This window comes from Prescottella agglutinans, assembly GCF_004011865.1.
Lineage (GTDB): Bacteria > Actinomycetota > Actinomycetes > Mycobacteriales > Mycobacteriaceae > Prescottella > Prescottella agglutinans.
The window spans coordinates 347722-369100 of the sequence record NZ_RKLP01000001.1; the positions used below are offsets into that span (position 1 = coordinate 347722).

Sequence of the window (21379 nt, forward strand, 5' to 3'; positions counted from 1 at the left end):
GCCATCTACGACTTCTGGGTGTCGATCGGTCTGGGTACGTTCGCACCGGCCGTCGCAGCCGTCCTCATGATCTGCATCCGGGAGGGCGACGCCGGATTCATCGCTTTTGCGAAGCGAATCGTGTTGTGGCGGGTCGGTTTCGGGTGGTGGGCGGCCCGCTCGGCGAGGAACTCGGGTGGCGCGGGTTCACGCTCCCCCGACTGCAGCAGCGCTTCCATCCGGTCGTCGCGACACTGGTTCTCGGGCTGCTGTGGGTCGGCTGGCACGCCCCGATCTGGTTCAGCAACAACTGGACCACGCTGTCGGTGCAGAACGTGCTCTTCTACACCGTCTTCATGCTGGCGGCGTCGTTCCAGTACACGTGGATCTACAACAACACGCGCGGCAGCATCCTGATCGCCGTGATCGTCCACGCGTCGATGGACGCCTTCCCGAACATGGTGCTGTTCAAGATGTTCCCCGCACTCGCCGAGCAGACATCGTTCGGCGTCAACCGGCTGTACGTCGCCCTCGCCGTCGGCCTCGGCCTGGCCGCGATCGCGCTCATCGCCGCGACGAAGGGCCGCCTCGGGCTGCCCGCCGGGGCGACACCGCCGGGCGCTCCGGTCACGGGGCGGAAGGCGGAGTCGTCCGCGACACCGGTCGCGGACGACTCCGAACGACCTAGTCCCGCTTGATCGACAGAGTCACCTTGGTGCCGGCCTTGAGGGTGCGTCCGACGGTGCACACCTTGTCGACCGAACGCTCGACGAGCGCGATCAGGCGGTCCTGGGCCTCGGCGTCGAGTTCGCTGAGGTCGAGTTCGAGCACCTCGTCGAGCTGCGGGTACACCTCGTTCTCGCGGTCGGCGGCACCCGAGACGCGGATGGTGGCGTCGTAGTCGTCGCCCAGCCGGCGCGACAGCGGGAAGTCCGAACTCATGCCCGAGCACGCGGCGAGCGCGATCTTGAGGAGTTCGCCGGGAGTGAAGACGCCCTCCACCGATTCCGACCCGATGCGCACCTCGGCGCCGCGGGAGCTACGGCCGGTGTAGAGGCGGGTGCCGGTGCGCTCGACCCACAGTTCGGTCGGTGCGGGAGCGGATTGTGGGGTCTGTTCAGCCATGAGTGGAGATCCTGCCATCCGCCCCCGGTTCGGTCGCACGCTCCCACACCTGGATGCCCTCGATCTCGGGCAGTTCCTCGCGATGGAAGGTGGGGTCCAGTCCCGCCGCGCGCTGTCGGCTGTAGTGGCGGAACAGCAGGAACGCGACGCCCGACAACGGCAGCAGCGCCACGAGGTTCACCGTCGCCATCACACCCATCACGAGGTCGGCCAGCGCCCACACCAGCGGCACCGACCCGATCGCACCGGCGAACACGCACACCACCACCAGGGCGCGGAAGCCGGTGCGCACCCGCTTGGACTCGGTGAGGAACTCGATGTTGGTCTCGCCGTAGTAGTAGTTGCCGATCACCGACGTGAAGGCCAGGAAGAAGATCGCGAACGTCAGGAAGTGGACCGTCCACCCGCCGAGTTGCGCGCTGAGCGCGTTCTGCGTGAGCGAGGCGCCGGCCTTGGTGCCGTACTCCGGGTTCGACAGCAGGATGATGAACGCCGTCGCCGAGCACACCAGCAGCGTGTCGAAGTAGACGCCGAGGCTCTGCACCAGCCCCTGCTTCACGGGATGCGAAACGGCGGCCGTCGCACCGGCGTTGGGGGCCGAGCCCATGCCGGCCTCGTTCGAGAACAGGCCGCGCCGGATGCCGTTCATGAACGCCGCCGCGAAGCCGCCGCTCACCACCTCCCGGACGCCGAAGGCGTTCTCGACGATCAGCTTGACCATGCCCGGCACCTCGGTGATGTTGAGCAGCACGACCAGCAGCGCGAGCACCAGGTAGGCGCCGGCGACCACCGGCACCACGACCTGGGAGACCGCCGAGATCCGGCGGACGCCACCGAAGATCACCGCGGCCGTCAGGCCCGCGACGACGACTCCCACCGCGATGGCCACACCGCGGCCGTCCGTGTCGAGGGAGGTCGACACGGCGTCGACGATCGAGTTGGTCTGGACCGCGTTGAACACGAACCCGTACGTCACCGTGATCACGACCGCGAAGATCACGCCCATCCAGCGGCGGCGGAGCCCGTGCAGCATGTAGTAGGCCGGACCGCCGCGGAACCCGCCGTCCTTGTCGCGGATCTTGTACACCTGGGCCAGCGTGGACTCGACGAACGCGGTGGCCGCGCCGACGATCGCCATGGCCCACATCCAGAAGACCGCGCCCGGGCCGCCGACGCTGATCGCGATCGCGACACCGGCGATGTTGCCCGTCCCCACCCGCGACGCCGCGGAGATCGAGAACGCGCGGAAGGCCGAGATGCCCTTGGTGCCGTCGGGTAGCTGCTCGGCGGGCTCGGTGACCGACCGCAGCATGTCCGGCAGCAGTCGCAGCTGCACGAACCGGGAGCGCACCGTGAAGTACAGGCCGAGGCCGACGAGCAGCGCGATGACGCCGTACCAGTAGATGTCGTTGACGTCGGTGACCAGATCCACGAGCGAGTCCACACCAGGGACTATGCGGGACGTCGGTCCCGGGCGCCAGTCCGAAACCGACCGTCAGTTGCTAAACCTGGAAGCGATATCCCATGCCGGTCTCGGTCAGCAGGTGCCGCGGCTTCGACGGATCTACCTCCAGCTTGCGGCGCAGCTGCGCGAGGTAGACCCGCAGGTAGTGGGTCTCGGTGGCGTACGCCGGGCCCCACACCTCGCGCAGGAGTTCCTTCTGCCCGACGAGCTTGCCCTTGTTGCGCACCAGCATCTCGAGCATCCCCCACTCGGTGGGTGTCAAGTGCACTTCGGCCCCGTCTCGGGTGACCTTCTTCGCGGCCAGATCGACCGTGAACGAGTCGGTGGCCACCACCGGCTCGCTGGTCTCCGCCGCGGCCGCCCCGCGCCGTACCGCGGCCCGCAACCGCGCGAGGAACTCGTCCATCCCGAACGGCTTGGTGACGTAGTCGTCCGCGCCCGCGTCGAGCGCCTCGACCTTGTCCGACGAGTCCGTGCGCGCCGACAGCACGATCACCGGGGCCGTGCACCAGCCCCGCAGCCCGGCGAGCACCTCGATGCCGTCCATGTCGGGCAGGCCGAGGTCGAGCACCACCACCTCGGGGTGCTTCTCCGCCGCCGCCCGCAGCGCCGCCGCACCGGTCGACGCCGTCGTCACCTCGTAGCCGCGGACGCTCAGGTTGATCCGCAGCGCCCGCAGGATCTGCGGCTCGTCGTCGACCACCAACACCCGGGTCATCGGGCTCCCTCCGTATCGTCGGCCGGTCCCGCCGGCGTGTCTCCGGCTCTGCTGCCGACCGGGCTGGCGGCCAACTCGACGACCATCGTCAAACCGCCCCCCGGTGTGTCCGTCGCGCTGACGGTTCCGCCCATCGCTTCCACGAAGCCCTTGACCACCGACAGCCCCAGCCCCACGCCGATGGTGTTGTCCCGGTCGCCGAGTCGCTGGAAGGCGTCGAACACCTGGTCGTGTGTGCCGCGGGCCAGGCCGGGGCCGGTGTCGGCGACGGTGATCGTCATCCGGTCCCCCACCCGCGCGGCGCCGATCCGGACGGGCTCGTCCGGCGCGTAGCGCAGCGCGTTGTCCACCAGGTTCGCCAGCACCCGCTCGAGCAGTCCGGCGTCGGCCATCACCGCGGCGTCGCCCACCTCGACCTTCACCTGGTCCCGCACCCGCCGCGCCGAGCCGGGCCCGCCGAATCCGGCGCCGACGAGGGCCCGGTGCACCACTTCCTCCAGGTACACCTGCCGCAGGGTCGGCTTGACCACGCCCGCCGCGAGCCGCGACGAGTCGAGGAGGTTGCCGACCAGCGCCGTCAGCTGGTCCGCCGACTCCTCGACGGTGGCGAGCAGTTCGGCGGTGTCCTCGGGCGAGAACTCGATGTCGTCGCTGCGCAGGCTCGACACCGCGGCCTTCACCGCGGCGAGCGGCGTGCGCAGGTCGTGGCTGACGGCGGAGAGCAGCGACCGCCGCAGCCGATCGGCCTCCGCGAGGGCGTTCGCCCTGCTGGCCTCCTCCGCCAGCTGCCGCTGCCGGATCAGCCCGACAGCCTGGTTCGCGACCGCGTTGAGCACTTTGCGGTCCCGGGCACCGAGCTCACTGCCCGCGAGCAGCAGCGTGTACTCACCGTCGCCCACCTCGCACACCGTCCCGGCCTCGTCGACGGTGCGCGGCGGCGACGCGCCGGCGGCACTGATCACACCCTCGCCGCGACGAATGACGCTGACGCCCGTCTGCGCGTACGTCTCCCGCACCTTCTCGAGCAGCGCCGGCAGGTCCGCGCCGCGCAGCACGGACCCTGCGAACAGGGCCAGCAGCTCCGCCTCCTGCGACGCCCGCCGGGCCTCGCGCGCGCGTTTGGCGGCAGCGTCGACGAGCACGGCGACCGCCACCGCGACCACCAGCAGCACCACCGTGGTGATGAAGTTGTCGGGCTGCGCGATCGTGAAGCTGTACAGCGGCGCCGTGAAGAAGTAGTTGAGCAACAGACCGGAGATCAGCGCCGACAGGATCGCCGGTCCGACGCCGCCGAGCAGCGCCACCGCGAGCACGACGACGAAGAACAGCGCATTCTGGCCGCCGACACCCGCGAAGCGATCGACGACGCCCATCAGGACCGCCGCCAGCGACGGCACCACCACCGCGGCGAGCCACGACACCAACCGGCGCTCGCCGCGCCCCAGGATCGAGATGCGGTGCCGGGTCGCGGCCTCGTCGTGGGTGACCATGTGGACGTCGATCTTCCCGGACTGCTGGACGATCGACGCCCCGATGCCCTCGTCGAGGATCCGCGCCCACCGCGACCGCCGGGACGTGCCGATCACCAACTGGGTGGCGTTGACCTCGCGGGCGAACTCGAGCAGCGTGGTGGGGACGTCGTCGCCGACGACGCTGTGCAGGCTCGCGCCGATGCTGGCCGCGAGCTTGCGCACCTTGCCCATGTCCCCGGCCGACACGCCCTCGAGCCCGTCGCCGCGCACGACGTGCACCACCATGAGCTCGGCGCTGGCCCTGCTCGCGATGCGGCTGGCCCGCCGGACGAGCGTCTCGGACTCGGGGCCGCCGGTGACGGCCACGACGACCCGCTCCCGGGCCTCCCACGTATCGGTGATCTTGTTCTCGGCGCGGTACTTCGCGAGCGCGGCGTCCACCTGGTCGGCCACCCACAGCAGCGCGAGTTCGCGCAGCGCCGTGAGGTTTCCGCGCCGGAAGTAGTTACCGAGCGCCGCGTCGACCTTGTCCGCCGAGTACACGTTGCCGTGGGAGAGCCTGCGCCGCAACGCTTCCGGCGTGATGTCCACGAGCTCGACCTGGGTGGCGGCGCGCACCACCTCGTCCGGCACCGTCTCCTGCTGCGCGACGCCGGTGATCTGCTGCACCACGTCGTTGAGGCTCTCGAGGTGCTGGACGTTGAGCGTCGACAGGACATCGATGCCGGCGTCGAGCAGCTCGTAGACGTCCTGCCAGCGCTTCTCGTTACGGCTGCCCGGGGTGTTCGTGTGCGCGAGTTCGTCGACGAGCACGACGGCCGGGCGCCGGGCCAGCACCGCCGCGACGTCGAGCTCCGGCATCGAGGTCCCCCGGTACTCGATGTACTTGGGCGGGACGACCTCGAGCCCCTCGAGCTGCCGCGCGGTGCGGTCGCGGCCGTGGGTCTCCACCACGGCCGCGACCACGTCACCACCACGTTCACGTCGGCGGTGCGCCTCGCCGAGCATCGCGTAGGTCTTGCCGACACCGGGCGCTGCGCCGAGGTAGATCCGCAGTTCACCGCGGCGGGGTGCTCGCTGAGTCTCCGGAATCGTCACACCGCCATCATTCACCCGACGGCGCCGCACCGCACCCAGGTGCGGTCAGCCCCAGCGCGAGATTGAGTTCGAGCACGTTCACCCGTTCGGCCCCGAGGAATCCAAGCTGACGGCCCTCCGTGTGCTCGGCGACCAGGTCCCGCACACGGTCCTCGCTCACTCCGTTGGCGGCCGCGACCCGGCGCACCTGCAGTCCCGCGTACTCGGGCGAGATGTGCGGATCCACACCGGAGCCGGAGCCCGTGACGGCGTCGACCGGCACGTCCTGCGGAGCGACACCCTCCCGCTCGGCGATCTCGGCCCGCCGGGCCTCGACGAAGCCGGCGAGCACCTCGCTGCTGGGCCCCTGGTTGGAGGGCAGTGCCGCTGCCGGGTCGCCCGTGGCGAACGGGTCGCCGTCCGCGACCGAGCCGACGACTCGGTTGTGGAAGAAGGGATCCGGCGTGCCCGCCGGCGCCTGCGGGTCGACTCCGAGCCAGCGACTGCCGACCACGCAGCCCGCGGCGTCGGTCACCGGCGAGCCCTCCGCCGACCCGGAGCTGATGCGCCCCACACCCCAGACGGCGGCCGGATACAGCACGCCGAGGATCGCGGTGAGCGCGAGGAGCACGAGCAGCCCGGCCCACACCTGCTTGAGAAATCCGATTCCGAATCTCATTGACTTTTCACCCGATTCCAGGAATGAGGCGGACGACGAGGTCGATCAGCCAGATGCCGATGAAGGGGGTGACGACACCGCCCACACCGTAGATCAACAGGTTCCGGCCGAGCAGCTTCGACGCCGCCGCGGGCCGATAGCGAACACCCCTGAGCGCCAAGGGGATCAGTCCGATGATGACCAGTGCATTGAAGATGACCGCGGACAGGATCGCCGACTGCGGCGTCGCCAGGTGCATGATGTTCAGCACCGCGAGCTGCGGGTAGATCGCGCTGAACAGCGCAGGCAGGATCGCGAAGTACTTCGCCAGGTCGTTGGCGAGCGAGAACGTGGTGAGCGCGCCGCGCGTGATGAGCAACTGCTTGCCGATCTCGACGACCTCGATGAGCTTGGTGGGATCCGAGTCGAGGTCCACCATGTTGCCGGCCTCCTTGGCCGCCGACGTTCCGGTGTTCATCGCGACGCCGACGTCGGCCTGCGCCAGCGCGGGGGCGTCGTTGGTGCCGTCGCCGGTCATCGCGACCAGGCGCCCGCCCTCCTGCTCGGCGCGGATCCGCTCGAGCTTGTCCTCGGGCGTGGCCTCGGCCATGAAGTCGTCGACACCGGCCTCCTCCGCGATCGCCCGCGCGGTGAGCGGATTGTCGCCGGTCACCATGATCGTCCGGATACCCATGGCCCGCAGCTCCGCGAAGCGCTCCGCGATCCCGGGCTTGACGACGTCGGTCAGCGCGATCACGCCCAGCACCGTCGCGGCACCGCGTTCGGCCACCGCCACGACGAGCGGGGTGCCGCCCGCGAGCGCGACCTTCTCCACGGCATCCGACACCGCCGGATCGACCGCGGCACCGTACCCGGACACCCACGCCAGTACGGCGTCACCGGCGCCCTTGCGGATCTGCTGCGGGCCCGTCGCGGCCGCGATGTCGAGTCCGCTCATGCGCGTCTGCGCTGTGAAGGGCACGAACTCGGCGGCCCGCTCGTGTTCGGTGGCGTCGGTGGACAGCCCGAACCGTTCGGCGCACAACTCGACGATGCTGCGCCCCTCGGGGGTTCCGTCGGCGAGGCTGGACAGCCGTGCCGCGGCGGCCAGTTCGTCCTCCGAGCGGCCCGGGGCCGGGTACAGCGCCGTCGCGCGGCGGTTGCCGAAGGTGATGGTGCCGGTCTTGTCCATCAGCAGCGTGTCGATGTCGCCGGCCGCCTCGACCGCGCGGCCCGACATCGCCAGCACGTTGCGCTGCACCAGCCGGTCCATGCCGGCGATGCCGATCGCGGACAGCAGCGCACCGATCGTGGTAGGGATCAGGCACACCAGCAGCGCGATGAGCTTGATCGGGTCCTGCTCCTGGCCGGCGTACTGCCCCATGGGGCCGATGGCCACGACCGCGAGCAGGAAGATGATCGTGAGCGACGCGAGCAGGATGTTCAGCGCGATCTCGTTGGGCGTCTTCTTGCGCGACGCCCCCTCGACGAGCGCGATCATCCGGTCGACGAACGACTGCCCGGGCGCGCACGTGATCTGCACGACGATCCGGTCCGACAGGACGGTGGTGCCGCCGGTGACGGCGCAGCGGTCGCCACCGGATTCGCGTACGACGGGGGCGGATTCGCCGGTGATCGCAGACTCGTCGACGGTCGCGATGCCCTCGACGACGTCGCCGTCACCGGGGATCACCTGCCCCGCCTCGACCACCACGGTGTCGCCGATCGTGAGCCGAGTCGCCGACACCTCCTCGATCGCGCCGGACGCCGTCAGGCGTCGGGCCACGGTGTCCTGCTTCACTTTCCGCAGGCTCGCGGCCTGCGCCTTGCCGCGCCCCTCGGCGACCGACTCGGCGAGGTTCGCGAAGAGCACGGTGAACCAGAGCCACGCGGCGATGAGCCACGCGAACACGGTGGGCTGCGCGACGGCCATCACCGTCGTCACGATCGAGCCGACCAGCACGACGAACATCACCGGGTTGCGCGCCTGGTGGCGCGGGTCGAGCTTGCGTACCGCGCCCGGCAACGACGTGATCAGCTGTCGTGGGCTGAAGATTCCCGCCTTCACCGGCGAGTGTCCGTGCGCGGACTCCTCGACGGACAGATCCGGGAGGGTGTCGGTGGGGTTCACTGTGGTTTCCGTCCGCAGACTCATTGCAGGGCCTCCGAGATGGGCCCGAGTGCGAGGGCCGGGAAGAAGGTGAGGGCCGCGACCAGCACCACGGTGCCGGTGAGCAGGCCGGTGAACATCGCGCCGGAGGTGGGCAGGGTGCCCGCACCGGCCGGCGTCCGGCGCTGCGACGACAGCGATCCGGCGAGGGCGAGCACGAACAGGATCGGCAGGAAGCGCCCCAGCAGCATGCAGACGCCGAGCGCCGACTGGAACCAGTCACTGGTCACGGTGAGGCCGCCGAACGCGCTGCCGTTGTTGTTCGACGCCGAGGCGAACGCGTACAGCACCTCGGTGAAGCCGTGGATCGAGCCCGGGGTGCCGGGATCGCCGCTGTTGCCGAGGTATCCGACAGTGGACCCGAGGATCACCGTGATCCCGGTACCGATCAGCACCAGTGCGGGCATCACGAGCACCGACAGCGCCGCGAGCGTGATCTCGCGCTGCCCCAGCTTCTTTCCGAGGTACTCCGGCGTGCGGCCGACGAGCAGGCCGCCGACGAACACCGCGATGAGCGCGAGTACCAGGATTCCGTACAGACCGGTTCCCACGCCTCCGGGCGCGATCTCGCCGAGCAGCATGTTGAGCAGCACCGCGCCGCCGCCGAGCGGGGACATGCTGTCGTGCGCCGAGTTGACGGCACCGGTGCTGGTGCCGGTGGTGGTGACGGCGAAGAGGGCCGAACCGGGGATCCCGAATCGAACTTCCTTGCCCTCCATCATCGATCCGGCGGCGGTGGCGGCGACGCCCCGCGCTCCGGATTCCGCCGCCAGCGTCACCGCGAGCAGGCCGAAGTACAGCGTCGACATCACGGCGAGCAGGGTCAGGCCCTGCCGGCGGTCGCCGACCATGGTGCCGAACGTGCGGGTAAGGGCGACGGGGATGAGCAGGATCGCGAGGATCTCGACGATGTTGGTGAGCGGCGTCGGGTTCTCGAACGGATGCGCAGAGTTCGCGGCGAGGATGCCGCCACCGTTGGTGCCGAGTTCCTTGATGGCCTCCTGCGAGGCGACCGGCGCGAGCGCATTGGTGACGGCGTTGCCGTCGAGTCCCGTCGAAGCGAAGCCAGTGCGGAACGACTGGACGACGCCCTGGCTCAGCAGGATCAGCGCGATGACGAACGCAATGGGTAGCAGGATACGCAGGCAGCCACGGGTGAGATCGACCCAGAAGTTGCCGATCTCGCCGCCCCGCGAGACGCGGACGAACCCGCGGATCAGCGCGGCGGCCACCGCCATGCCGACCGCGGCGGACACGAAGTTCTGGACCGCCAGTCCGGCGGCCTGCGTCACGTGGGTCATCGTTGTCTCGGGGACGTACGACTGCCAATTCGTGTTGGCGACGAAGGACGCGGCGGTGTTGAACGCGACGGCGGGGCTCACACCCTCGAGGCCACCGCTGAGCGGCAGCACGCCCTGGACGCGTTGAAGGAAGTACAGGAACAGCACGCTGGCGGCCGAGAAGCCGAGCAGGCTTCCGGCGTATCCGTACCACGTCTGTTCGGCGCGGGGGTTGACCCGGCACAGCCGGTAGAGGAGGGATTCGATGCGCAGATCTCCGGATCGGAGATCGGTGTCGGTGGTGTAGACCTTGGCCATGTAGTCACCGACGGGGACGTACAGAATCGCTAGCACGGCAACGACCAGTGCTATCTGTAGTCCCGCTGCGAGAGCGGGATTCATGTGCGAGGGACCTCTCGAGGACTAGAACCGCTCGGGGTTCAGGAGCGCGATGAGCAGGTAGATCACCAGGGCGGCGGCGATCACGACGACGGCGGCACTGACCGTCCCCGCAACGGTCATCGGACGCTCCGCGCCTGCAGACCACGCAGCACCAGCGCGCAGACGGTGAACACTCCGATGATCAACCCGACGTAGGCCAAATCAGCCATGACGTTCCTCTTCGACTTCCTCGGTAGGGCGCACCGGACGACGGCGCGACGTGGAGGCGCCGCAACTCGGGCGCCTACTGGAGGGTGCACCCGATTCGAGCCCACGGACGTCGTCCTGACACTCTGCTGACACCGTCAGCAGCGCGCATTGATGCGATCTTTACGGCGAGGTGACCGCAGACACGTGGGCGATCATGAGCCACCACATGTCGACGACGTGGGCAATCGAGTTGCACGGCGGTCGATATCGAGATCGGAGGCACCGACTCGCGAAAATCAGTTCCACGACGACGGCCGGTATGAAATTTCACATCTGGTTCATCTCGGGAACGAAATTCGTTCAACCCTCCCGGGTTTGCTGTCGCTCGTGACCAACACGATTCCCGTAGAGAAGGCGTCGACCTCATCGACGGGCGGAACAGGCATCGTCGAGCGCATCCGTGCGGCATCGGTCTCATTCACGCCGGCAGAACGTCGTGTGGCCGAGGCGATTCTGAGTGAGCCCGCCGCAGTGATCCACCGTTCGGTGACCGAACTCGCGGCCGAGGCAGGCAGCTCGCCCGCCACAGTCGTGCGGCTGTGCACGACTCTGGGCCTTCGCGGCTACCAAGAACTCAAGATCACCCTCGCGAGCGAATCGATCCCCGACGATCGCCGCGTACTCGGCGACATCACCCCCGACGACACCGCCGGCGACATCGCCCACAAGGTCATGGACAGCACTGCCCGAGCTGTCGACAACGCGTCGAAAGCGCTCGACGTTCATGCCGTGGAGGCCGTCGTCGACCACCTGCTCGGCGCCCGTCGCATCGTGTTCGGGGCCGTCGGTACCTCCGCCCCGCTCGCACTCGACACCGCGTACCGGTTCGTCTCGCTCGGCCTCGACGCTTCCTTCACCCCTGACGTGCACAGCCAGCATGTCACCGCACGCATGCTCGGCCCCGACGACGTGTTCTTCGCGATCAGCCACACCGGATCCACCGTCGAAACCCTCGCGACGACCCGAGCCGCCAAGGCATCCGGGGCCGTCACCGTCGCCCTCACGAGCTTCTCCTCCTCACCGTTGACCGAAGAGGTGGCCGTGACCATCGTCGCGGGCAGTGTCGAGACCAGCTATCGCGTCGAAGCGATGTCCAGTCGCATCGTGCATCTCGCCGTACTCGACGCTCTGTACGTCAACCTCTCCCGTCGCGCCGAAACCAGCGCGACCGCCCTCGCTCTTGCCGAAGACGTGCTCGTCGAGCACCGCATCTGACCAGTTCCCGAACCGCACCCACAGTCTCGGCGTGTCAGCGCCACAAAGGAGTTCACAATGCACGGCATCGTGTTGTACGACGACGGCACCCCCGCCGTGGGGGTGGTCGTCGCCACGGGTGGCGTCGTCACCAGGACCGACGACGACGGCCGTTTCACCCTCGCCCGCCAAGCGGAGTGGGGAGGGTTCGTCGTCCTCACCCGGCCCACCGGCTACACCGCCGCTCCCTGGTGGCACCGTGTTCCCGACACCGACGAGACCGAACTCCGTTTCGTTCTCGTCCCCGAAGACCAGCCCCTGCCGTACGAGTTCCTCCACCTCACCGACACCCACATGACGACCAGGGGTGTCATCGACGCCGGTCACTACACCCACCGCTTGTACACGGAGGGGAGCCTGCCCGAACAGATCGTGGGATTCCTCGACCGCCTACCCACGCTCGCGCCCGCTGCGCGACGCATCCTCGTCACCGGAGACCTCGTCGACAACGGGTTGGCAGAGGAATACGAGGCATACATCGAGGCCCTGCGGTCCAGCCCGGTGCCGGTCGAGTTGATCCCGGGCAATCACGACCACATGAACGGTCAACGCGGCTTCACGATCAGCCGGAACAACTATCTCACCAACGCCTCGGACCCGACCCTGTACGAGCACTACCTCGGTCCGCGGTGGTTCAGCCTCGACGTCGCCGGCCTGCACATCGTCGGCTTGGACTGGCACAGCCACGAAGCCGGCATCGACCACGAGATCCAGAATGCCTGGGTCCAGGCGGACCTCGCGCAGCTCGAGTTCGGTGCCCCGTACCTGCTGCTGTTCCACGATCAGCCGAACGCCTCCATTCTCGACGAACTCCCGTGGCGGCCGATCGCGGCGCTGTCCGGGCACTGGCACACCAGCCGTGTCATCGACGTCGACGGCACCCTGCACGTCAACAGCCCGACCACGTTCTTCGCAAACCTCGACTACAGTCCGCCGGGATTCCGGCACGTGACCTGGGACGGCACGACTGTCACCCTGCGCACCGAGACCCTCTTGCCCGGTGAGACACCCGAGGCCCTGACGGACGTGCGAACATCGACGTTCTCGGCGACGACCGTCACCTCGACCGACGAGTCGATCCTGTGGTCCGCGCACGCGACCGGTGCCGGGCATCGACACGGCGCCGCGGTCCATGACGGCGCGGTCTACGTCGGTACCCAGATCGAAGACCGCCCCGCCGGCACCGTCGAATGCCTCGACCTCGAAACCGGTGCGGTGCGGTGGCGGGCCCGGACCCGATCCGCGGTGAAGACGACACCGGTCGTCGGTGACGGTCTGGTGATCGCCGCCGAGGTCTCCGGGGACGTCGTGGCCCTCGACACGTCGACCGGCGAGGAATGCTGGCGTGCCGCCTCGAGCGACCCGTTGCGCCGCTTCGCCTGGGGGGCACCGACGCTCGTCGACGGAACCGTCTACCTCGGGGATCCGTCCGATCTCCGTGCCCTCGACGCGCGTACGGGGCAGTGCATCTGGCGCCGCACCGACCTCTCCCCCCACCACAACCTCGTCAATCATGCGGCCCCACTCGTCGTCGGCGACCTCCTCGTCATGGGCTTCTGGCCCACCCCGACGGACCCGATCGGCCTCGATGCACATACCGGCGAATCCCGCTGGAATCGTTCAGATCTCGATTCCGACGACCCGTTCACCTCGCTGAAGCGGCTGCTGATCATCGGCACCGCAGCACACGATCCGGCGCGCGATGTCGTGGTCATGCCCGCACACGGCCACACCACGGCCCTCGATCGAGGTACCGGTGCCACCCTCTGGACCGCTTCGCACCCGGGCAATTACGCCCCGACCACCCCGATGATCACCGGGCACGGCTACGTCGTCACCGTGCCCGGGCTGGGACTACGGATGCTCGACCCCGACACCGGCGAGACGATCTGGGAAGCCGCGATCGACGGCGACGCCCCGTTCCCGATGAGCTCGTACACCAAGCGTCCTCACCCCGTCATCGCGGCGCCGCTGCTGCGCGACCGGCACCTTCTCCTGCCCGGACTCGACGGCACGATCCGACGCATCGACCTCGACGGGACCGAACTGGGCCGAACCCAGTACGCCTCACCGTTCGCGGCCGCGCTCACCGACGCAGGAGACCGTGTCCTCGCAGTCGGCACCGACGGCACCGTCCTCGCGCTCGACCCCGCGGCGATCGGTGGCGCGGGATGACCGCCACCGTCAGCGCGCCCGACCGCGTCGTTCCACACGTCATCGAGCCGCGTCGCGGTCGGCGCGGCGACCGGTTCGTCCCGGCTTTGCTGGTGCTGCCCGCCGGCATCGCCATGACGTTGTTCGTGATCGTGCCCGCGATACTGTCGCTCGTGGCGAGCTTCTTCGTCGTCCCCCTCACCGGAGGGGCATGGAAGTTCGTGGGATTCGCCAACTTCCAGCGGATCATCACCGACCCGACGGTGCAACAGTCGATTGTCAACACCCTCGTCTACACCGCGCTGACCGTCGTACCCGGTCTTGCGATCGGTCTCGTTCTCGCATTGCTCGCCGAGTCCGTCGGCCGCGGCCGATCCTGGGTGCGCACCGCGCTGTTCCTACCGATGACGGCAAATCTGGTGGCCATGGCGGTCGTGTTCCGGTGGCTCTTCGCCTACCAGGGCGGCTTCGTCAACCAGATACTCGGCTTCCTCGGTATGGCCCCGGTGAACTGGCTCGGCGACCCCGACACTTCCCTGCTGACGGTCGCCCTCGTCGGGATCTGGCGCGGCGCCTCCTTCAGCATGATGATCTTCATCGCCGGCCTCGCGACGATCCCGACCACCATCGACGAGGCCTCCCGGGCCGAAGGAATCCGCGGTCTCCCCAAACTGTGGCGCATCACGTTACCGATGATGAAGCCGACCGTCGTCTTCGCGACCGTCCTCGCGATCCTCCACTCGGTGCAGGTCTTCGACGCGGTCAACGTGATGACCCAAGGCGGTCCACTCAACTCCACCGAAACAGTGCTCACCCAGTCCTACAAACTCGGGTTCAGCTACTACGACCTCGGTGCGGCCTCCGCCCTGTCGTTACTGCTCCTCGTCGCCCTGATCACCGTCGGCGTACTCCAACGTCGCCTTCTGACCGGAGAGAACCGATGAGCATCCTCGTCCGCGGCACCCGGTGGGTTCTCCTCACCGTCGCCGTCGTCATCAGCCTGTTTCCGCTCTACTGGATGATCCGCACCTCGCTCGCCCCGATGGAACAGGTCAACAAGAGCGGCATTCCCTTCATCCCCACCGAATTCGACCTCTCGTCCTATGCCCGGGCCTGGGAGGACGCGGGATTGGGACGGGCCGTCGTCACCGGGCTGATCGTGACTCTCGCGATCCTCGCCCTACAACTCGCGACCTGCATCCCCGCGGCCTACGTCCTGGCCAAAGTGCGCACGCGGGCATCGTCGGCGGTGTTCCTGATCGTGCTCGTCTGTCTGCTCATGCCCGCACAGGCCACCATGATCCCCACCTTCATCGGCATCAACGCCGCGGGTCTCGCGGACAGCTACGCCGGACTCGTCCTCCCTTTCGCCACAAGCGCTTTCGGAATCTTTCTCCTGCGCCAACAGATGCTCTCCATCCCCGACGCTCTCCTCGAAGCCGCCCGCACCGACGGTCTGGGCCATTTCCAGATCCTGCGCAAGATCGTGGTGCCGCTCGCGGGCCCCGGCATCGCAGCCTTCTCGGTCTTCTCGGTCTTCGCTCACTGGAACGACTACCTGTGGCCGCTGCTCGTCGTGCGCAGCCCCGACCTCGTCACCCCGCCCCTCGCCCTCGCCGCGTTCCAGCAAGCCGACATCGGCTTCGACTACGCGGCCCTCGCCGCCGGCGCCGTCATCGTGACCGCACCCGTGGTCCTGCTCTTCCTCGCCGCCCAGCGCCGTTTCGTGCAGGGCATGAGCGGCGCCGAAATTCCCGGGTAGCTCGGACAGTTCGACCGCTACCCGCCACCAACGCAGTACTCACACAAGGAGAATGCGCCATGCGCACAGCCCGACTCGCCGGCACCGCCGGAGCCCTCGCCGCCGGCATCCTCGTCCTCACCGGATGCGGCGGCGCCACGTCCACCGACACTGCCGTCGCGGCAGCGACGGACATCAACTCCTGCACGCCGTCGGACCACACCCTCGACGTGACCTTCGGATCGCAGGCCGAGAACGCCATGAAGGTGGCCGTCGCGAACCTACAGGCGAAGTATCCGGGACTGACGGTCGACGCGGAACCCTTGAAGACGACGAGCTACGACGAACTCACGAACACCGTCGTCGCGGACATCGCGGTCGGCAAACGCCCCGACCTCATCATGAGCGGCCTCGGCCAGCTCCGCTTCTGGGTCGAGAAGTACTCGCCCGCCACCATCGACACCGCCGGCCTCGCGGACACGTACCAGTCGCAGTTCCTCTCCGCCGGTACGGTCGACGGCAAGGTCTACCTTGCCCCCGCCCAGGTATCCGCCCCGGTACTGCTCGTCAACCAGACGATGCTCGACGCCGCAAACGCGGGCAAGGCCACCGACATCCGCACATTCGACGACGTGGTCACCGCAGCCGCGGCCGTCACCGGGAAGACCGGGAACCCGTCGGTGTCACTGCCCACCCAGCGCCTGCCTGACTGGCTTGGCCAGGGCTTCGTCCAGGGTGCCGGAGGGACATTCGTCAACGCGGACGGCACCGCCGGTTTCGGTGACGCCACCGGCGTCGACGCGCTCTCCCTCTGGACGAAGTTGAGCGAGCGCGGCCTCGAAGCCCAGATCAACGAGACGGATGCGATCACCGCCTTCACGAGCCAGCAGACCGCGCTGGCCTTCACCGCGACCTCACTCATCGCATCCGTGAACGCGACCGTCGGTGACGGATTCGAGTGGACGGCAGTGGATCTCCCGACCGCCAACGGCGGTGACGGGCTCCTGCCCGCCGGAGGCAACGGATGGATCGTCCTCAGCGACAACGGTTGCCGCGCAGCCTACGCCAACGCGCTCGTCGCCGAGCTCCTCGGTACCGAGGCCGTGCTCGCCGCCAGCGGCACCGACTACTCCTACATCCCGGTCGACAAGGCGGCCGCCGAACAACTGCTGGCCACCGGCGGCCTCCGCCAGCCCCAGCAGTACGCCTGGACCTACGACAAGGAACTCTCCCCGTGGGGCGGCTTCGACGGCGCCATGACCTCGCAGATCAACGACGTGCTCCGTCAGATGTCGCAGGGATTGCAGTCCGGTGCCGAACTCGAACCCACGGTGAAGCGGGCCGTCACCACCATCGACTCGCTCGCCGGGCAGGGCTGAGACATGACCCGAGTCGAACTCCACAGCATTAGCAAGTCCTTCGGTGACGTCACCGCACTCGACGGCATCGACCTCACCATCGGCGACGGCGAACAGGTGGCCATCCTCGGACCGTCCGGCTCCGGTAAGAGCACCCTGCTCCGAGTCGTTGCCGGCCTGGAAACCCAGACCGCCGGCAGTGTCCACTTCGACGGCGTGCCACAGGAGGGCATCGCGCCGCACCAACGCGACGCGGCCATCGTCTTCCAGCACTTCGCGCTCTATCCGCACCTCACCGCACTCGAGAACATCACCCTCGGGCTGCGGCACGGCCTCGGTCTCGCGAAGGCGGAAGCCGAGGCTCGGGCCCGCGACGTCGCCGCCCGCATGCGCGTCGAGGACCTCCTCGTCCGCAAGCCGAAAGCGATGTCCGGCGGGCAACGCCAGCGCATCGCGCTCGCACGAGCGCTCGCCCGCCGGAGCGGCATCGTCCTCCTCGACGAGCCCCTGTCCGGTCTCGACGCGCAACTGCACATGACGCTCCGGGTCGAGATCGCATCCCTGCTGCGGGAGGTCGGAGCGACCGGCATCAACGTCACCCACGACCAACTCGACGCCATGGCGATGTCCGACCGCATCGCGGTCATCAACCACGGCCGAATCGAACAGGTGGGCACCCCCGACGAGCTCTACGCGGCACCTGCCACCCTTTTCGTCGCCGGCTTCGTGGGATCCCCGCCGATGAACCTCGTCCCCGTGTCCGACACCGGGGACTCGGTGCTCGGACCCATCGGCGGCCGGACCGAGCCGATCACCCTCGGCATCCGCCCCGAACACCTCTCGCTGCGCGGACACGAGAGCGACTGGCAACTGACCGGTACCGTCGTCCTCGTCGAACCGACCGGACAGGACCGCGTCGTACAGGTTGCACTCGACGACCACAGCACCGTCGCGTTCCGCTGCCCCGTCACCGCCACCCCGCGGGTGGGCCGGCCGGTCACGATCGGAGTGCACCGCGAACACGTGCACGTGTATTCGACCGAATCCGGTGTCCGACTGGGTACCGCCACCGAACTCGGGCTACGAAACGAGACCCTTGCGAGCGTGAGCGCGTGAGCACTCCCACTGCCGCCCAAACGATGGTGTTGTTCGACTGGAACGGCACCGTCGTGTGCGACGCGGACCGTGCCCGTGACGCCCTCAACGACGTACTGGCGAGCTATGACGCACCACCGGTGACCGAGGACGAATTCCCCACCACGTTCCGCCTGCCCATGGCGGAAATGTTCGCGAGCCTCGGCCTGCCGAGCGAACACGGACCCGACGCCGAATCCCGTTGGAACACAGCGATGACCCGGCGAACCACGACGCTGCGTCCCGGCGCGCGCGACGCCCTCGTCGCCCTCGCCGACAGCGGCACCTGGCTGGGCGTCGTCTCCGCTGCGTCGGCCGAGGCCGTCGCCTTCGACATCAACACCCTGAACGTGCCGACGCTCTGGGACACGGTGGTCGCCCCGGCCGCGGACAAGGCCTCGGTACTGCGGTCACTCCGGCACCACGGTGACCGGGCCTTCTACGTCGGCGACACCGCCTACGACATGGCCTGCGCGACGGAAGCCGGCTACATCCCCATCGGGGTCCGCGGCGGTTACGCGGGTGAAGCCACACTTCGCGCCGCCGGCGCGCACACCGTCATCGACTCGCTGGACGAACTCACCGCGTTCGCAGCAACCGGGAAGGGGACTCTCGACGACCTGGCCATCTGATCGTGGACTGCCGCACGACGAGGTCCTTGTCACCGGTTCGTGCGGCAGTCCACTGCACCGTCGAGAGAGCATGTGCAGTTCGAGGGGCTACCGGTCCACGCGGGTAAGTGCCCGCACCGACGCGGGCACCGGGACGTCGTCGGGTATCCACGGAGCCGGGACCGGTTCTCCCGCAACCGTTCGTATCGGCACCAGCCCGGCCCACACGTCGGGATTGCGGTCCCCCTCGCTCGGCGGTGCGGAACGCACCTTGACCGTCCAGTGCCCGGGTTCGATGGGCAGCGCGATCGTGAGCGTCGCCGCCAACTCCTTGCGCGTCGCCGCCCGTACCTCGGTGCTGCGGCCCGGGATCAGCGCATCCGAGAGCGCGGCCAGGGCCGACTCGGCGTCGGCACCCGTGATCGGCTCGAGATGTCCACGCACCACGGCCGATCGGTAGTTCGCCGACGAGTTGTACAGGTTGTCCGCCACCATGATCGCGTCGAGGTGCGTCACGCACAGGGCCGCGGGTGCGCCCGCCGCCACCTGCCGCAGGGCACCGGCACCGGTGGAACCGTGCAGCAGGATCCGGTCGCCGATGCGCGCGTACAGCATCGGCACCGCCCACGGCAGCCCGTCGACGACGGTCGCGAGCGTCCCGACGGCCGCCGCGTCCAGCACGGCGTCCAGGTCGGCACGGTCCGCGCGGGAACGTTCGGGGAGTCGCTTGATCCGGTGGAGGTCGTGTGAGGTGCTCATGGTGCCACTGTGGCCCCATTCCGGACATGCATCCAGATCCGGAATCGACAGAACACGGAGACCAGTATTCTCGCGGGATGCCTCGGACCCGGCCCGCGTCGACCCTGCACGTGCATCTCAACCTGCCCGACGACGGCGAACCCCTGCGGCGGCGGATCGCGGCGGCGATAGTGGCCGCCCTGCGTGACGGCCATCTGGACGCCGGGGATCTCCTGCCCGCCACCCGGGCCTTGGCGACCGAACTCGGGGTCGGGCGGGGTGCGGTGGTCGACGCCTACGACGAACTCGCCGCCGCTGGCTACGTCGTCACGCGCCCCGGGGCCGGTACCCGCGTGGCGACCGGCGCCGCCGGCGCCGCCCGGGCGGGCGTCCGCCCGCATGTCGCGGCCCCCGACACCGTGCCGGCGACCACCCCGACGGCGACGCGGCCGGCCACGTTCGACCTGTCTCCCGGCTATCCCGACACCGATCTCGTCTCTCCGCGGGACTGGCGATCCTCTTGGCGAGCAACGATTTCCGGGGACCTGCCGAACGAGGCGCCGAGCCCGGACCTCCATCTTCGGCTTCGGTCGGCGCTGGCCGACCACCTCCGCCGCACCCGTGGGATCGTCGCGTCCGCCGACGAGATCGTGATCGTTCCCGGTGTTCTCTCCGCGCTCCGGACCCTCGTCGCCGCAGCCGATCTCGCCGGCCGCCCGGTCGCGTTCGAGGATCCCGGTTACGCCCGGGCCCGCCGCGTCCTCGAGGCCGGCGGAGTCCGGGTCCGGGCGGTCCCGGTGGACGGCGACGGACTCGATCCAGACAGCCTGCGCCCCACGGATGCGGCCGTGTACTGCACGCCGGCGCACCAGTATCCGATGGGCGGACGCATGTCGGTCGATCGCCGGGCACGGCTGATCGCCTCGTCGGCCGATGCCGGACGCCTCGTCGTCGAGGACGACTACGACGGCGAATTCCGTTACGGCGTGGCGGCTCTGCCGGCGCTGCGGTCCGTCGACGGCGGCCGCGACACGGTCGCGTACCTGGGCACGGCGTCCAAGATCATCTCGCCGTCGCTACGACTGGCCTGGATGGTTCCCCCGGCGCCGCTCCTGCCCCGGGTACGCGAGGCACTCGAGATCAGCGGCGAGACCGTGTCCGCGGTCACGACGGACGCGTTCGCCCGGTTCATCGAATCAGGTTCGCTCACCAGGCATCTGGCGCGGGCGGCCCGGACCTACACGGCCCGGCGGCAGGCCTTCGTCGATGCGCTCCGCCGACACCATCCGGACGTCGCGCTCGCGGGGGTCGAGGCGGGACTGCACCTCGCGGTGCATCTGCCGGACGGAATCGACGACGCGGGACTCGCGCACGAGATCGGGCGCCGCGGTGCGATCGTCCGGGGCCTCGACGCCTACCGTGCCGGAGATGCCGGCCCACGCGGATTGCTGTGTGGCTACGCGCGACTGCCCGAATCGCAGGCCGACGCCGTCGCGCGGCTGATCGCCGACGTCATCCGTGAGCGAGTCGGGACCGTCACCGACCCGGCTCGGAGCCGAGTCCACGGGCCGGGGCTCGCACGATGATCGGTCGGGACGGTGTGCCCGCTTCCGTCATCGGGTCCCGTAGGCCGAGTCGCTCCTCCTCGGCGGCAGAGTCGACCGCGGCGGATATCGCCTGTTGCAGCCGAAGGAAATCGGCCCATCCGCCGTCGCACTCGATCGAGGGCAGACCGAAACTCTCGGCCCGCCCCGCCCAGGTCAAATGCAGCTCGGTGAAGCGTTCGGGATCCTC

18 protein-coding genes are annotated in these 21379 nt (G+C 69.0%); 9 read left to right on the top strand and 9 right to left on the bottom strand.

The window, feature by feature from the left end:
• Positions 1-125 precede the first annotated feature (125 nt).
• Positions 126-677: a CPBP family intramembrane glutamic endopeptidase gene (locus EGT67_RS01620; protein ID WP_164877456.1), complete on the top strand. Its 552-nt coding sequence runs from the start codon at positions 126-128 to the stop codon at positions 675-677.
• On the opposite strand, the gene EGT67_RS01625 is transcribed toward EGT67_RS01620, so the two are convergent.
• Genes EGT67_RS01625 through kdpF form a run of 8 tightly spaced genes read right to left on the bottom strand, consistent with a single transcriptional unit; the run spans position 664 to position 10466 of the window.
• Positions 664-1104, bottom strand: coding sequence for an OsmC family protein (locus EGT67_RS01625; protein WP_127914286.1), 441 nt, complete (start codon positions 1102-1104; stop codon positions 664-666). The genes EGT67_RS01620 and EGT67_RS01625 overlap by 14 nt on opposite strands.
• Positions 1097-2548, bottom strand: coding sequence for an alanine/glycine:cation symporter family protein (locus EGT67_RS01630; RefSeq protein ID WP_127914287.1), 1452 nt, complete (start codon positions 2546-2548; stop codon positions 1097-1099). Before EGT67_RS01630 ends, EGT67_RS01625 begins: the two co-directional genes overlap by 8 nt.
• 58 nt (positions 2549-2606) lie before the next feature.
• Positions 2607-3287, bottom strand: a complete 681-nt coding sequence (locus tag EGT67_RS01635; protein ID WP_127914288.1) for a response regulator — start codon at positions 3285-3287, stop codon at positions 2607-2609.
• Positions 3284-5857, bottom strand: coding sequence for a sensor histidine kinase (locus tag EGT67_RS01640; RefSeq protein WP_241565846.1), 2574 nt, complete (start codon positions 5855-5857; stop codon positions 3284-3286). The genes EGT67_RS01635 and EGT67_RS01640 overlap by 4 nt, the downstream gene beginning before the upstream one ends.
• A gap of 7 nt (positions 5858-5864) precedes the next feature.
• Complete coding sequence (locus tag EGT67_RS01645) at positions 5865-6515, bottom strand: potassium-transporting ATPase subunit C (RefSeq protein WP_127914290.1); 651 nt, start codon at positions 6513-6515, stop codon at positions 5865-5867.
• 7 nt (positions 6516-6522) lie between these two features.
• Positions 6523-8649, bottom strand: a complete 2127-nt coding sequence (gene kdpB / locus EGT67_RS01650; RefSeq protein WP_127914291.1) for a potassium-transporting ATPase subunit KdpB — start codon at positions 8647-8649, stop codon at positions 6523-6525.
• A complete protein-coding gene (kdpA, locus tag EGT67_RS01655) occupies positions 8646-10346 on the bottom strand; it encodes a potassium-transporting ATPase subunit KdpA (protein WP_127914292.1) in 1701 nt (566 codons plus the stop codon). Before kdpA ends, kdpB begins: the two co-directional genes overlap by 4 nt.
• A gap of 21 nt (positions 10347-10367) precedes the next feature.
• Complete coding sequence (kdpF, locus tag EGT67_RS01660; RefSeq protein WP_127914293.1) at positions 10368-10466, bottom strand: K(+)-transporting ATPase subunit F; 99 nt, start codon at positions 10464-10466, stop codon at positions 10368-10370.
• A gap of 273 nt (positions 10467-10739) precedes the next feature.
• Here kdpF and EGT67_RS01665 point away from each other — a divergent pair, with 273 nt between their 5' ends.
• Genes EGT67_RS01665 through EGT67_RS01695 form a run of 7 tightly spaced genes read left to right on the top strand, consistent with a single transcriptional unit; the run spans position 10740 to position 18868 of the window.
• Entirely contained in the window at positions 10740-11810 is a 1071-nt protein-coding gene (locus EGT67_RS01665) for a MurR/RpiR family transcriptional regulator (protein WP_206612258.1), read from the top strand.
• Between the two features lie 57 nt (positions 11811-11867).
• Positions 11868-14024: an outer membrane protein assembly factor BamB family protein gene (locus EGT67_RS01670; protein ID WP_127914295.1), complete on the top strand. Its 2157-nt coding sequence runs from the start codon at positions 11868-11870 to the stop codon at positions 14022-14024.
• Positions 14021-14947, top strand: a complete 927-nt coding sequence (locus EGT67_RS01675) for a carbohydrate ABC transporter permease (protein WP_127914296.1) — start codon at positions 14021-14023, stop codon at positions 14945-14947. The genes EGT67_RS01670 and EGT67_RS01675 overlap by 4 nt, the downstream gene beginning before the upstream one ends.
• Complete coding sequence (locus EGT67_RS01680) at positions 14944-15765, top strand: carbohydrate ABC transporter permease (RefSeq protein WP_164877457.1); 822 nt, start codon at positions 14944-14946, stop codon at positions 15763-15765. Before EGT67_RS01675 ends, EGT67_RS01680 begins: the two co-directional genes overlap by 4 nt.
• 59 nt (positions 15766-15824) lie before the next feature.
• Entirely contained in the window at positions 15825-17123 is a 1299-nt protein-coding gene (locus EGT67_RS01685; RefSeq protein WP_127914297.1) for an ABC transporter substrate-binding protein, read from the top strand.
• 3 nt (positions 17124-17126) lie between these two features.
• Positions 17127-18218 (top strand): ABC transporter ATP-binding protein, encoded by a 1092-nt coding sequence (locus EGT67_RS01690; protein WP_127914298.1) that lies wholly within the window; start codon positions 17127-17129, stop codon positions 18216-18218.
• A complete protein-coding gene (locus EGT67_RS01695) occupies positions 18215-18868 on the top strand; it encodes an HAD family hydrolase (protein WP_127914299.1) in 654 nt (217 codons plus the stop codon). Before EGT67_RS01690 ends, EGT67_RS01695 begins: the two co-directional genes overlap by 4 nt.
• 87 nt (positions 18869-18955) lie before the next feature.
• On the opposite strand, the gene EGT67_RS01700 is transcribed toward EGT67_RS01695, so the two are convergent.
• The gene (locus EGT67_RS01700) at positions 18956-19606 is read right to left on the bottom strand and encodes a pyridoxamine 5'-phosphate oxidase family protein (protein WP_127914300.1); all 651 of its coding nucleotides are present in this window, start codon (positions 19604-19606) and stop codon (positions 18956-18958) included.
• 77 nt (positions 19607-19683) lie between these two features.
• Here EGT67_RS01700 and pdxR point away from each other — a divergent pair, with 77 nt between their 5' ends.
• On the top strand, positions 19684-21171 hold the full coding sequence (pdxR, locus tag EGT67_RS01705) for a MocR-like pyridoxine biosynthesis transcription factor PdxR (RefSeq protein WP_127914301.1): 1488 nt from the start codon (positions 19684-19686) through the stop codon (positions 21169-21171).
• Positions 21172-21379 lie beyond the last annotated feature (208 nt).